This is a genomic window from Pedobacter sp. UBA4863, assembly GCF_002399615.1.
Taxonomy (GTDB): domain Bacteria; phylum Bacteroidota; class Bacteroidia; order Sphingobacteriales; family Sphingobacteriaceae; genus Pedobacter.
In genome coordinates this window covers 67,493-81,093 of record NZ_DHDZ01000038.1, presented here as the reverse complement: position 1 = coordinate 81,093, position 13,601 = coordinate 67,493, and the positions used below count along the sequence as shown (strand labels likewise).

Here is a 13,601-nt window from a genome sequence, read left to right as displayed (position 1 = left end):
CAAAAACTCTCGGTTGCTTATTTTTCTTTCAAAGAAAGTACTTTGGCTTATTGGTGCAATCCGAAAAATAAGAGACCGAAAATTAGCTGAACGTAGATTTGAGGGGCTATCGCTAGCAAATATCTTATTTCTCTTGTCCCGAATTCACATTAGTTAGTACAGTCGTCATTTCGACGATAGGAGAAATCTAGCACCATGATGTTATACAAAAATCGTTAGATTTCTCTTCGTTACACTCATCGCAATGACGACTTAATTATTGCTTGCTGTAGGTCGTTGTTTGGTAATTGAAATTTGATTATTGGTCATTCCTCTATTTTACATCCAATCTTTTTGCCTACTTTCTACCTGATAAAGCCACCAATTCACCAACAGTTTAATTTCGGTGTAATTGCCATAATTAAACGAAATATTGCCAGCAGCAGTATGCAAAGTAACATGACCAATATCTAAACTTTTATGCCAAGGATATTGCCAAGTACTGATAGACTGAATTTTATGAGGCTCGATAATCTCCTGCGAAATGTCCCAAATACCACTTTGTTTAATGATAAAATCTTCGGAAACGGTGATACGGTGCTTGGTATAAGAAATGTAGATCATTAACGAAACTGCCAAAACATAAATAATGGCTAAAGGATAAAACGCTATTGTTTCGGGTATAAACTGAAAGGAAATAAGGTAGGCTGCTAAAGGCAATAAGACACTGAAAAAGAAAGGTAAGTTCATGAAACGGAAGTTGGGGGCGTAGCGAGTTCCGCCCTGCGGTATTTTGCCCAATATCACCCTTAAAACCTCATCTTTTTCTAAAGGGCTACAGCCCGGTATTTCCATGTTATTGCGCTTAATTTCGCTTTCCGATTGCTCTTTGCCTGCATGTGCCTGTTTTAAGGCCATGTTAAACAGACCAATTTTCTTTTGCAAATAGTTTTGGCTATACTCGGTTACTTGTACTTTATTAGGGTGTAGCAACGTGTTTTTCTTGGCTAAAAAACCCAAAGAAATAAGCAATGATCTTTCTTGTCTGCTTATTTGAAAATCGAAATACTTTACCAAAGTGCGTATTACATTAGTGGCAAGTAAAATGGCGATGATAACTATGAACAATACACTAATGGAGATAAGCGTAAAACCGCTTTTAAAAAACTGTTCTACTTGCCCGTGTTCGTTATCAAATGCTTTTAACAATTCTTTTATATTATGGAAAACAGCATAGCCAAAGCCCAATAAAAGTATAAAACTACGACCATAATTACTGGTGAGCCCTATTTTTAATAATGTGGCTGCGCTAATTTTTAGGAAAGGAATTTCTTGCGCCACAAAATCCTGATGTGTAAGGTTATGCTGTACTGCTGTAGTCTGCTTTGTATCGCCATTTAACAAATGTTCTTTTAAGGCATAGGCAATTTGGCCATTAACAGCGCTTATACTTACTTCTTTACTGTCCGAGCCCGCGGTATCTATTTGCAAACTATAAACCCCAATTAGTTTCTGTAAAAAGCCCTGATTAATGTTTACTTGCTGTATTTTTTCTACGGGAATAGTTAAATGTTGCCGACCAAAAACACCTTTGTTTATCACAAACTCTTGCTTGGTAGTATTTAAGTAAAATGTGAAATTTAGGTAGTGGAAATAGCCATAAATCACTGCTATTAGCACCAAAAACAAAAAACCAATACTGGTATATACCAAAACTTCTTTGTTAGATTTTACAACAAGAATTACCAAAGGAATAATAACGGCACGTACAATTTGGTGCATAGCATATAATACCGAGGTAATAATACCGGCGGCAGATTGCCGTTGTGGTTCGCTAAAATTTACAGACATTATTCGCTTACTGTTTCTAGGTGAATTGCTAAACGTTGTATCAAGGCTTCTTTCATTGCTTTGGCCTGCGCTATGGGAATGCCTGCAATGCGTATTTCGCCACTGCTGCCACCAGCGGTATAAATTTGTAAGGTGCCAAGTTGAAACATCCGCGATAAAAAACCTTCGTTTAATGCCACGTGCTGTATGCGGTTTAAAGGCACAATAGTAGTTGTTTCGGCAATAATACCACTTTTATATAGCACATCTTTTTCCCTTAAGGCAAAGCCTCTACGTTTAAAGCTAAGCCTGAATATCAAAAACAAAAAAGCAACAAAAGCAAGCAATAAACCTGTCCAGATAAACCAATTCTCTTTAATTTCTGCTTTAACAAGAATTAGAAAGGTAAGCCCAGTGCCCATAAATACCAAGAACAGCACCAGGTTAATGACCATGATGTTCCAATATTTTGGATCTGGTTTAGTTAATAAAGTTGCTTCGTATTTAGGGAGCTGTTGTATGTCTATAGTGTGGTTGGTGAAATGTGGCATGTTTCTAGAATTAGAATTGCTAAAATAAATATTCTAGTGGGTTAATACCATACCTTTCAGAATTATACTATCTTGTATTACAATACAACCAACAAACATGAAGAAATTATTAGTAGCAATGTTAATTGCTTTTCCAGGCTTGGCTTTTTCGCAAACTGCACAACATATAAAGGCAGGAGAAGAATTTATTGAAGTATCGGGAGTTAAGGCTAGCTTTGACGGAATTATAGGCACCATGCTTAATGCCCAAAAAGGAACTGTGCCAGAACAATACAGAGAAAAATTTGTAGAAGTAATGACAGCTTTTATGAAAAAGTATTTTAACTACGAAGTGCTAAAGCCTCGTTTGGGTAAAATGTATGCCGAAGAATTCACAGAAGTAGAATTAAAAGAACTGACAAAATTTTACTCATCGGCTACTGGTAAAAAATTTGCAAGCAAATTAGCTGGTTTAACACAAAAAGGTGCAGAGATGGGAAAAAAAGTAATGGAAGAGAATAAACCTGAATTGGAGAGAATGATAAAAGAAGCTTTCGCTCAATAACAAAAAATCCCCATCGAGCTCGATAGGGATTTTTTGTTATTCGTCTATTTTTTTGCCTTTCATTGCTTGACCAATAGCCGTGTCCATTACTCTTTCGGCAAACGGACGAGTAAACTCATTTAATTCGTCTGTTTTCTTAAGGATATTATCCTTATCGCCACTGCCTAAAGCTTCTTTCAAACTATCAATGTAGCGCTGTGTTTCAGCAACTTCGAGTGCTGTAAGTAATTCTTTGTGCTTCTCTATAAATCGCTCTGCGGTATAAACTAGTTGCTCGCCTTCGCTACGTGCTTCAATCAGCATGCGTTGTTCTACATCGCTCTTTGCATTGGTAATACTATCGATTAACATTTTTTCTACAGTATCATCACTTAAGCCGTAGCTAGGTTTAACCTCGATTTCTTGTTTCACCCCCGAACGTAGCTCAATAGCCTGAACCGTTAAAATACCATCAGCATTAAGCAAAAAGTTAATATCAACCTTTGGCAAACCTGCAGGCATTGCAGGTATTCCTTTTAAATCAAATTCTGCCAATTTTCGGTTTTCTTTTACCAGATCGCGTTCGCCTTGGTAAACCGAAATTTTCATGTTTACCTGTCCATCTACGGAGGTAGTGTATTGGCGACCAGCCTTAGTTGGTACTTTGCTATTACGGGCAATAATGACATCCATTAATCCGCCCATCGTTTCAATTCCTAAGGATAGGGGAGTAACATCTAACAACAAAATGTCTGAACGGTTGCCGGCTAAAATATCTGCCTGTACAGCAGCTCCTAAAGCTACCACTTCATCAGGGTTAATGTTATCTTGGGGTGTCTTCCCAAAAAAGTCGCTCACTGTTTTTTTAACGTAAGGTGTACGGGTAGAACCTCCCACTAATACCACTTCATCAATATCAGCCGTACTTAAATCGGCATCTTTTAGGGCTAATTTACAAGCTTCGATGGTTTCATTTACTTTAGGAGCAATTAAGGTTTCGAAAGTTTGTTTGTCTAACGTACACCAAATATCCCCCAGTTTTTCGTTGTAGATGTTTTGGGTGGTCAACGCTTTTTTAGCAGCTTCGGCTTGTAGGCGTAAACGCTGTGTTAAAACATTGTCTTGGGCTAGTGTTGCAGCATCTAGCTGATTTTTTTCTATCCAATAATTAAAAATAGCACGGTCAAAATCATCGCCGCCTAAAAAAGTATTGCCATGGGTGCTTAATACCTCGAAAATGCCATTTTGTATTTGCAGAATAGAAACATCAAAAGTACCACCGCCCAAATCGTAAACGGCAATGTTTTTTTGTTGCGATGGATCTAAGCCCAAACCGTAAGCCAAACTTGCTGCGGTAGGTTCGTTCACAATGCGCAATACATCCAGTCCAGCCAATTTACCCGCATCTCTGGTGGCTTGGCGCTGGCTGTCGTTAAAATAGGCTGGAACCGTAATTACCGCCCTGTTTACTGGCGTTTTTAGCGAATGCTCTGCACGAGCCTTCAATTCTTTTAAAATCTCTGCAGAGAGCTCAATTGGCGTGTAAAATTTATCTCCTGCTTTAATTTTAACTAAAGCATCACTATCGTCATCAATTATTTTGTAGCTAAAAATATCACTATGCTCAGCAACATCTTTGTACGAACGGCCCAATAATCTTTTTACAGAAAAAATAGTATTGGTTGGGTCGGTGGTAAGATATACTTTCGCTTCGTTACCAATTTCAGCATCGCCTTGCTCGTTAAAATGTATTACAGATGGTACCAAAACACCTTTTCCGGCATCATTAATTACCTGTGGTTGTTGCTCTGGATTGATAAAAGCCACCAAACTGTTGGTTGTGCCTAGATCAATGCCTACTATAATTTCTTCTTTTTGTAATGAACCTGTCGCCAGATTGATGGATATTTTTGCCATAAGGCCACAAATTTACGATAATGTTGTAAGCTTTTGGGATTGGAATGTTTGAATGTTGTAAAAAGGTTGGTTTTTGGGTGGTTGGTTGTTTAGTTTTTTGGATGGATTGTTTAGGAGTAGGGTTGTAAGCGGTTTGTGTCAGTCTGAGTTTATCGAAGACTTTTGCGCATGATGTTTCGACAGGCTCAACATGACATAGGTTTCCGGTATGTTTTTGAACAATGTTTTGAGTTGGTACCCTAGTGAAATATCATTAAATTGGTTGATTATCTTTGATATGATATAAAAAAAGAAGATATGATATTAATTGGAGATTTAGAAGAATATAAGTTAAACTTAATGGAAGATTTGAGGCCAAACTTAGATTTTTACAAGAGGTTGCTAGAAAATATTAAAAAATTTACATCAGTCGATTTAATTGATTTAAATAACAATGATAGAGATAAGTTGATTAAAACAGTTCAATTCAGCCTTAATAGGCTTTTTAAATTTTTACCATTGCAATGTGAAAATATTAAGGGAAGAACGATCTTAAGATGTCGAAAGGAAGATGTTAATAAACCATATGAATCGTTGGCTGATTTGTCTTATAATAAACATTATCCTGAGAAAATTAAAATTACCAGACTTGGAATTGATTGTGAAGCGTTGTTTTATGGAACCTTTAGAAAAAGAAGAGACCTGTATAATTTAGTGGAAAATATAGGTAAGTGTTTTTATGAAGTCAAACATCAGGATACCTTTAATGTTGAGGAGGATGTTTATTTTAATTGTGGAGAGTGGAATGTTTTAAAGAACATAAATTGTATTTGTCTGTATGATTTTGATAATGTTATTGATGAATTAAAATATGTCATCGGTCAGTTTGATTTCGCAATAGATTTGATCTCTGATTTTTATAAGCTTATTAATTATAATATGATGAAGGTTGAAGATTCGGGAGATAGCCGATATTATATTTTTGGCAATATGATTCGATTAGCATGTGATGATTATTTTAAGAACAACGTAAAGGAAAAAATAGAGATAGGAGGTTTTACATATTTAAGCGTTCAGAATTATGGAGATGTCTTAAATACATGCATATTTCCAAAATTTATAGAGAATGGAGAAATACAATTTAAAAAGGCATATCGTTTACATTCGATTTTAGGACATGCAGATAATAAAATTGTTTTTTCCATGGATAAAATTGGGTATCCGTTTGATAATGGTAATTTGAAGTGGATGGATGCAAATTTTGTAGCGTCTTTGATGGTAGAAGGTTTATGAATTATAAATTCAAGTTAAAATGCCAGAGCTATTCAATTTTGTCAGACATTTTTAGTTGCATTTTTGCAAATATCTTTAAAGATTTGAGTGATTATTAATATTTAAAAAGATGTTTCGACAAGCACAACATGACAATGGAGCGGGAGGTAGTGGGATTACGTAGCGCTAATTTGCATATGCTCTAAACTTTTACCTACCAACGTTTTTTTGTCAACACTCTTAAAACCTAAATTAAGATACAACTTTTTGGCTTTTGGATTGTCATCATCAACCAATAAACCTATAGTTTTATTTTGCTGGTAAACATAATGGTTAATTAAAAAGTTTAAAAATTGTGATCCAAAACCTTTGCCCTGTGTTTTTGGATGCACACTAATGCAATCTAAATAAACTTCGCCGGCTTGTGTTTCTAATTCAGGGTTAAAATTGGCGTTGTACTTATTTTGCACAAAAGCCACAACCGGTTGTCGTAATTTTAATAAATCGGCACCGTTGTATAGGCAAGCGCAGCCAATAATTTCATTTTCAAATTCGGCAAGCCAGCAATTTTGGTAACTGTATTGGTTATCGCTTTGCGAAGTAAATAGCACCAAAAAATCCTTTGCTTTTTGGGTGTTTTTTTCGCCTATAAACTCGTAAACAATTTCTTCCATCGCTAGAAACAGATAGTCGGTAATGGCAATAGCATCGTTTTTTGTGGCTTTTCTAAAGGTTAACTTATCCATTAATTTCACTTTCTACAATTTCAAACTCGCCAATTTGGCCTTCCCATTCTTCTTTGTAGGTAGAAAATTCGATATGTTCAATTTGGCCTGCGGTTACATCAATTACATAACTTAACCCATCTTTTAGTTGCGGAATTATAATTTTTTCACCGTTGCTAAATAAAGCATTTATCATTTCGGGTTGTGGGTTAAAGTTGTGGTAAGCAAAATACACATACATACTAAATCCCGATTTTTGCCTTTTGCTTACCTTTAAATGTGTAATATGAGTTGCTAAGGCAGGATATTTTGTAACTAATTTATCCAGTAAAATCAGTTCTAAATTGTTTAATGCTTCCATGTTATTTGTTCTTTTCCTCAATCCATAACGACATATACTTGGTGCTTTGTAGCGTATGGTGCCTTAATATTTCCCCAAAGAAATTTTGTTGACGATGTTGGGCTAGGTTTGCTTCAATTTCAGTTAGTCTTTCTAAAAATGGGATTTCAAACTGATCTTTAGCATACAGCTGATTGATGATATATATGCCATTTTCCTGTGCTTTTTGCCAAACTTTTTTGTTTTGGTAAAGCATTACGGTTGCTTCAATAAAAGTACTGAGGTCATCACTAATAATTCCGGCCCAGTCCATTCCGTTAGCCATTCCCTCGGCACCAACGGTACTGCTGGAAATTGGCGTTCCGGTTTGCATGGCATCAATAAACTTTCCCTTTACTCCCGCACCAAGTAAGAGTGGCGCTAATAAAACTCGATGTTGAGCAATGGTTTCTCTGGCACTTTCGGCCCTGCCGTGAACAAAGAATTTTTCTCTGACATTCTGCAACTGCATTACTTTTTCAGTGGCATATGCTCCGTAAATATGCAGCGATACTTCTGGTAGTTTTTTTCTTAACAAAGGCCAAACGCTGGTTTTGAGATACTGTAAAGTTTGCCAATTCGGTTCGTGTAAATAGTTGCCGATGAAAACGAAATCCCTTCTTTCTTCAAAAGTTTTCCAATGTTCTGTTGAAGTAATTGGTTCCTCTAAAAATGGTAGATAGTAAAGTATTTGGTTGCTGATGTTGAACTGCTTTAGCAAATCCATCTCTACTTGCGAAATAATTAACGATAAATCGCAACGCAATATAGCCGCTAATTCTCGTTTGGTAACATCGTTGTATAGATCTAATTCGCTAGGATGCTTAAGGGCATGCTGACGGGCATGGCGTAGAAAATGTAAGTCTTCCGTATCTAAAATGCGAACGGCATTTGGGCATACTTGCTCTACTCGCCACCCGTATTGTTCCTCAGTCATAAACCTGTCGAAAACCACCATCGATGGGTGTAATTCCTTTAGCCATTTATCAAAAGAACTGTCGTTGAGTTTAATTTCATGATCAACAACGCCAATAGTTTTCAATTCGAAACTGAAATCGCCTTTGGCAGCGGCAGATGCAAAATGAACTTCGTATCCATTAGCTAAAAATAGTGCCACCAATTGTATAATTCGAGTGCCGGCCGCCGACGAAGTGGGCTCAGGCCAAACTAATCCGATAAATAAAACTTTTTTTGCCGCCATGTTTTTACAAAGGTGCATTTAATCAACCACAGATTTTATCCTTTTGGTAATATTTAACGAGAGTTTCGGTTTTTTCGGCTAGCCAATAGGTTAAGCTTTGGCAAAAATTGTTAAAGTGCCCCTACATTGGTCATGATCTTTGCGGTACCTGCTAAAGGGCTTTAAAAAGCTACTTAAAAAGGTGAAAGAATAGGCAAATTTTATATATTCGCCTAAACTTTTAATGTATGTTTCCAACCGTATCCCATTTTATTTCCTATTTATTTGGCATAGAGGTGCCTCTGCCATTTAATACTTTTGGCGTATTTGTGGCGCTGGCGTTTTTGGCAGGCTATTGGGCTTTTAGCGAAGAGTTAAAGCGTAAGGAAGCTTTAGGCCTTTTAAAGCCAGTAAAGCATGTTACCACTATTGGCGAGCCAGCTTCTTCGTGGGAGTTAATTTCTAATGGTTTGTTTGGGTTTTTAATTGGTTACAAACTAATTTACGCATTGGTAAACTACCAACTTTTTGTAACCGATTCGCAAGCGGTATTACTCTCTACCAAAGGAAATTTATTGGGCGGCTTGGCATTGGCGGCACTTTTTATTTATTGGTCTTACAAAGAAAAGCAAAAAGTAAAATTACCTTCACCTAAAAAAGTAGAAGTTACCGTTCGCCCACACGAGCTAATGAGCAGTATGGTAGTTTGGGCAGCAGTTTGGGGTTTTTTAGGCGCTAAAATATTCGATAACTTAGAACATTGGGATACCTTTATTCAGGATCCAATAGGAGGTTTGCTCTCATTTAGTGGTTTAACCTTTTACGGAGGTTTAATTTGCGGTGGTGCGGCCGTATTGTACATTGCCCATAAAAATGGTATAAAACCGCTACATATGTTAGATGTAGGTGGCCCCGGCATGATGTTGGCCTACGGTGTTGGCCGTATTGGTTGCCATTTATCTGGCGATGGCGATTGGGGAATTGATAACTTAAACCCAAAACCATTTAATTGGCTGCCAGATTGGTTATGGGCCTATACCTACCCAAACAATGTGGCCGGAGAAGGTAACCCTATTGCCGGTTGTGTAGGAAGATTTTGTAACGAATTGCCAAACCCGGTTTATCCAACACCTATTTACGAAGTAATTGCAGCACTACTGATTTTTGCATTTTTATGGAAAATAAGAACTAAAATAAAAATACCGGGAATGATGTTTGGCTTATACTTAATGTTTGCTGGCGTAGAACGTTTCCTGATAGAGTTAATCAGAGTAAATTCGAAATATACCGTAGGCGGGATTTCTTTTACCCAAGCAGAGCTGATTTCTTTGCTATTGTTTGTTGCTGGTGTACTTTTGGTATCAAATGCATTTAAAAACAAAGAAAAACTTGCAAAATACTAGCGCATGAACTACGAATTGTTATGTAATAAAGTAATTGCAATTGCAAGACTTACTGGTAATTTCATCAGAAAAGAATCGTTAGGCTTTGATAACAGTGCAATAGAGTATAAAGGTTTAAACGACCTAGTGTCTTATGTAGATAAAGCTGCCGAAAGACAATTGGTAAAAAACTTGAAGAAAGTATTGCCTGGAGCGGGATTTATTACAGAAGAAGACGAGACAGAAAATACATATAATAAGCCATTTACTTGGATTATAGATCCATTAGACGGCACTACCAACTTTATTCACGGTATTCCAACTTTTTCTGTTAGTATAGCGCTGTACGAAGGCGAAGAGCCTGTTTTAGGCGTAGTTTACGAAATTAATAGGGGAGAGATGTTCTATTCGTACAAAGATGCGCCTGCTTATTTAAACAATAAGGAAATAAGAGTTTCTAAAACTACTGATCTTTCTCAATGTTTACTGGCCACAGGCTTTCCTTATTACCAGTTCGATAAACAGCCGCAGTACATTAAATTGTTTACCGAGATGATGCAGAAATGTCACGGTTTACGCAGAATTGGTTCGGCGGCAGTAGATTTAGCTTATGTAGCTTGTGGCAGGTTCGATGCTTATTTTGAATATAACCTTAATTCTTACGATATGGCCGCGGGTGCATTTTTGGTGAAACAGGCTGGCGGCACTTTATTGAACTTCTCTGGTGGCGATGAATACTTAGAAACCAGAGAGATTATAGCTACAAACGGCTTAATTACCCAAGAAATTTTAGATACCATTAAGAAGCATTTTAATTAACGTAGCACCGCATTTTATCGTCATTTCGGTGAGGAGGTACGATGAATAGAATTGATAATCAGCGAAGCTAAATCTATTTCTCTGGGGCACTAATACAATTTCATCCGTTAGCAATGCTGGGATATTTAGATATGCAGCCGCTAGATTTCTCCCTGCGTTCCGCAATGATGGTTATGACGTTATTGCTAATGATAAAACAATGAGCTTTAACACTTGTTCATTAGGTTCTTAAAAATAGATTGTTTTTCAAATAACCTTAGGCAGGCTCTACTTTGGCATGCGTAGAAAAAACAAAAAAATCCGTAGTTAAGTACGGATTTTTATTATTTAACCCATGTAATTCTATAGGGCTTCAGAAACTACTTCTTTAACTTCTGGTACCATGCGTTGTAACAGGTTTTGAATGCCAGACTTTAAGGTAATGGTACTTGACGGACAACCACTGCAAGAACCCCTTAATTCTACCGTAACCACACCTTCATCAAAAGATTTGTAGGTAATGGCACCACCGTCTTGTTCTACTGCGGGGCGCACGTAATCGTGTAAAATTTGCTGTATTTTTATTTCTGTTTCAGTACCTTCAAAAGATGGGGCCTCATCTGCAGCTTCTTTAATCTTCAGTTCAGCTTCAACCGCACCTTTTACAAATTCCTTTAAAATGGCTTCAATATCACCCCATTCTGCATCTTCAGTTTTAGTGATGGTTACAAAATTACTCGCGAAAAACACACCGTTTACAAAGTTAAACTTGAATAACTCTTTAGCAAAAGGCGAACTCTCGGCACTTTCTTTAGTGGCGAAATCTTCACTACCGTTAATTAAAAGTTTATTTACCATAAACTTCATGGTAGCTGGGTTAGGCGTTTGTTCTGTATATACGTTAATGGTCATGTCTAATAGAATTTAGATTACAAAAATATACAATTACCATTCCAATTGTTGTCTATTTTAGGTCATTAAACTTGAAATTATTTAATGTGATGATTTGTTGATAGGGTAATTCGCTAATCATCAAATCAAATAATCAGCATATTTTAAAAAATCCCTGTATAGCTAAAAGGAGTAATTTGTTTTAGTTCGGCTTTAATAGCATCGCTTACCTCCAAGCCGTCAATAAATACAGCAATGGTATCAGCAGTAATTTTCTGGTTGGTTCTTGTTAAAGCCTTTAAGGCCTCATACGGATTTGGGTAAGCTTCTCTGCGCAATACGGTTTGGATAGCTTCTGCCACTACTGCCCAATTATCTTCTAAATCAGCATCAATAGCTTGTTGGTTAAGAATAATTTTACCTAAACCTCTTAAGGTTGAGTTGATGGCAATTAAAGTATGTGCCATTGGTACACCAACATTCCTAAGTACCGTAGAATCGGTTAAATCTCTTTGTAAACGAGAAATAGGCAGTTTTGCGGCTAAAAACTCAAATAGTGCATTGGCAATTCCGGCATTTCCTTCTGCATTTTCAAAATCAATGGGGTTTACCTTGTGCGGCATTGCCGATGAACCCACTTCGCCTTCTTTTATTTTTTGCTTAAAGTAGTTCTTAGAAATGTAAGTCCAGATATCGCGGTCTAAATCAATAATGATATTGTTAATGCGTTTTAAAGCATCGCATTGTGCGGCAAATTGGTCGTAATGTTCTATTTGCGTAGTGTATTGTGCCCTGCTTAGGCCCAATGTATTGTTCACAAAGTTGTTAGAAAAGTTTACCCAGTTAATTTGCGGATAGGCAATGTGGTGGGCGTTAAAGTTGCCAGTTGCACCACCAAACTTAGCACCGTTAGGAATGTTAACCAAGGTAGCTAATTGAACTTTTAGGCGTTCTACAAAAACCATAAACTCTTTACCTAATTTGGTAGGAGAGGCTGGCTGGCCATGTGTAAAGGCTAAAAGCGGTACGTTGCTCCATTCGTTTGCCAATTCGCTTAACTTTTGGATTAGTTGCTCTAATGCTGGATAATAGCTTTCTGTTAAGGCCAGTTTAAAGGTATAAGGAATAGCAGTATTGTTAATGTCTTGAGAGGTGAGACCAAAATGGATGAATTCTTTATAAGCCTGCAAGCCTAAATCATCGAATTTTGCTTTTATGAAATATTCCACAGCTTTAACATCGTGGTTGGTTACACTTTCGGTATCTTTCACACTTTGTGCGTCAGTATCGTTAAACGACTGATAAATGTTTCTCAACTGAGGGAATAAATTTTTATCGAAGCTTTCGGTTCCAGGAACATTGGCTTCAACCAAAGCGATGAAATATTCTACCTCCACTAGCACTCTGTACTTGATTAATGCGTATTCAGAAAAATATTCTGCAAGTTTTGCGGTGGTTTTTCTGTAACGACCATCAATTGGAGAAATAGCTTGTAATGGAGATAAAGTCATGTTTTATTGATTTTTGTAAAGATGTGCAAAGTTAACATTTGTTGGCTATTAATATACTTAAAATGCAAAATGGCATAAACGAAAAAAGCTCCGGCACATTGCCAGAGCTTTTTTATACTTTACTATTTGACTAGTTTTTTACAGTTGAATCAACAACAGTAGTATCAGTAGTAACAACTGTATCAGTTACAATAGTATCAGTATTGATAGTAGTGTCAGAACCTACAGTGTCAGTACCCTCTCCTTTTTGCTCAGAAGAACAAGCAACTACAGTTAAAGATAAAGCTAAAGCTAAGAAGCCAAATTTGAATAAGTTTTTCATTTTAATTTTCGTTTAAACTTTTGTATAAATTAATTAATTACTGTTTAATACTCATTTGTTAAAAAGGTAACCCTTTAAAAGTAAATAAATTTTAAAATAATTTTAACTAATTGATTTATAATGTTGTGTATTTTGTTTTTTTATTGTGGCATGGGAGCGTTCCCATAAAAAAAGCTCCAAAACTTGTTGTGGAGCTTTTATAAGTTTATAACTTCTAACTATTGACTAGTGAGCAGCAGTAGTATCAGCAACAGTAGTGTCAGCAGCAGTAGTATCAACAACAGTAGTATCTACTACAGTAGTATCAACAGCAGTTGAGTCAGTGCTTTCAGCAGCTTTCTCAGAAGAACAAGCAACTACAG

General features: G+C 36.6%; 13 protein-coding genes. 4 read left to right on the top strand and 9 right to left on the bottom strand.

Features of this window, described 5'->3' with window-relative positions:
- Positions 1-318: 318 nt before the first annotated feature.
- Positions 319-1,830 (bottom strand): PH domain-containing protein, encoded by a 1,512-nt coding sequence (locus B3I52_RS09485; RefSeq protein WP_293300682.1) that lies wholly within the window; start codon positions 1,828-1,830, stop codon positions 319-321.
- The gene (locus B3I52_RS09480) at positions 1,830-2,360 is read right to left on the bottom strand and encodes a PH domain-containing protein (RefSeq protein WP_293300680.1); all 531 of its coding nucleotides are present in this window, start codon (positions 2,358-2,360) and stop codon (positions 1,830-1,832) included. The genes B3I52_RS09485 and B3I52_RS09480 overlap by 1 nt, the downstream gene beginning before the upstream one ends.
- A gap of 97 nt (positions 2,361-2,457) precedes the next feature.
- Here B3I52_RS09480 and B3I52_RS09475 point away from each other — a divergent pair, with 97 nt between their 5' ends.
- Positions 2,458-2,904: a DUF2059 domain-containing protein gene (locus tag B3I52_RS09475; RefSeq protein WP_293300678.1), complete on the top strand. Its 447-nt coding sequence runs from the start codon at positions 2,458-2,460 to the stop codon at positions 2,902-2,904.
- Between the two features lie 36 nt (positions 2,905-2,940).
- Here the strand turns inward: B3I52_RS09475 and hscA are convergent, their stop codons facing one another.
- A complete protein-coding gene (hscA, locus tag B3I52_RS09470) occupies positions 2,941-4,800 on the bottom strand; it encodes a Fe-S protein assembly chaperone HscA (protein WP_293300676.1) in 1,860 nt (619 codons plus the stop codon).
- A gap of 297 nt (positions 4,801-5,097) precedes the next feature.
- Here hscA and B3I52_RS09465 point away from each other — a divergent pair, with 297 nt between their 5' ends.
- Complete coding sequence (locus B3I52_RS09465) at positions 5,098-6,072, top strand: hypothetical protein (protein ID WP_293300674.1); 975 nt, start codon at positions 5,098-5,100, stop codon at positions 6,070-6,072.
- Between the two features lie 155 nt (positions 6,073-6,227).
- Here the strand turns inward: B3I52_RS09465 and B3I52_RS09460 are convergent, their stop codons facing one another.
- Genes B3I52_RS09460 through B3I52_RS09450 form a run of 3 tightly spaced genes read right to left on the bottom strand, consistent with a single transcriptional unit; the run spans position 6,228 to position 8,356 of the window.
- Complete coding sequence (locus B3I52_RS09460; protein WP_293300672.1) at positions 6,228-6,797, bottom strand: GNAT family N-acetyltransferase; 570 nt, start codon at positions 6,795-6,797, stop codon at positions 6,228-6,230.
- Positions 6,790-7,137, bottom strand: a complete 348-nt coding sequence (locus tag B3I52_RS09455) for a hypothetical protein (RefSeq protein WP_293300670.1) — start codon at positions 7,135-7,137, stop codon at positions 6,790-6,792. Before B3I52_RS09455 ends, B3I52_RS09460 begins: the two co-directional genes overlap by 8 nt.
- 1 nt (position 7,138) lies before the next feature.
- Positions 7,139-8,356 carry a glycosyltransferase gene (locus B3I52_RS09450; RefSeq protein ID WP_293300668.1) on the bottom strand — a complete coding sequence of 406 codons (1,218 nt, stop codon included), beginning with the start codon at positions 8,354-8,356 and terminating at the stop codon, positions 7,139-7,141.
- Positions 8,357-8,583: 227 nt separating this feature from the next.
- Here B3I52_RS09450 and B3I52_RS09445 point away from each other — a divergent pair, with 227 nt between their 5' ends.
- On the top strand, positions 8,584-9,738 hold the full coding sequence (locus B3I52_RS09445) for a prolipoprotein diacylglyceryl transferase (protein ID WP_293300666.1): 1,155 nt from the start codon (positions 8,584-8,586) through the stop codon (positions 9,736-9,738).
- 3 nt (positions 9,739-9,741) lie between these two features.
- Positions 9,742-10,536 (top strand): inositol monophosphatase family protein, encoded by a 795-nt coding sequence (locus B3I52_RS09440; protein ID WP_293300664.1) that lies wholly within the window; start codon positions 9,742-9,744, stop codon positions 10,534-10,536.
- 342 nt (positions 10,537-10,878) lie between these two features.
- Here the strand turns inward: B3I52_RS09440 and B3I52_RS09435 are convergent, their stop codons facing one another.
- From B3I52_RS09435 to B3I52_RS09425, 3 genes are all read right to left on the bottom strand, one after another.
- Entirely contained in the window at positions 10,879-11,427 is a 549-nt protein-coding gene (locus B3I52_RS09435; RefSeq protein WP_293300662.1) for a NifU family protein, read from the bottom strand.
- Positions 11,428-11,570: 143 nt separating this feature from the next.
- Positions 11,571-12,917 carry an adenylosuccinate lyase gene (gene purB, locus B3I52_RS09430; protein ID WP_293300660.1) on the bottom strand — a complete coding sequence of 449 codons (1,347 nt, stop codon included), beginning with the start codon at positions 12,915-12,917 and terminating at the stop codon, positions 11,571-11,573.
- 130 nt (positions 12,918-13,047) lie between these two features.
- On the bottom strand, positions 13,048-13,239 hold the full coding sequence (locus B3I52_RS09425; protein ID WP_293300658.1) for a hypothetical protein: 192 nt from the start codon (positions 13,237-13,239) through the stop codon (positions 13,048-13,050).
- Positions 13,240-13,601 lie beyond the last annotated feature (362 nt).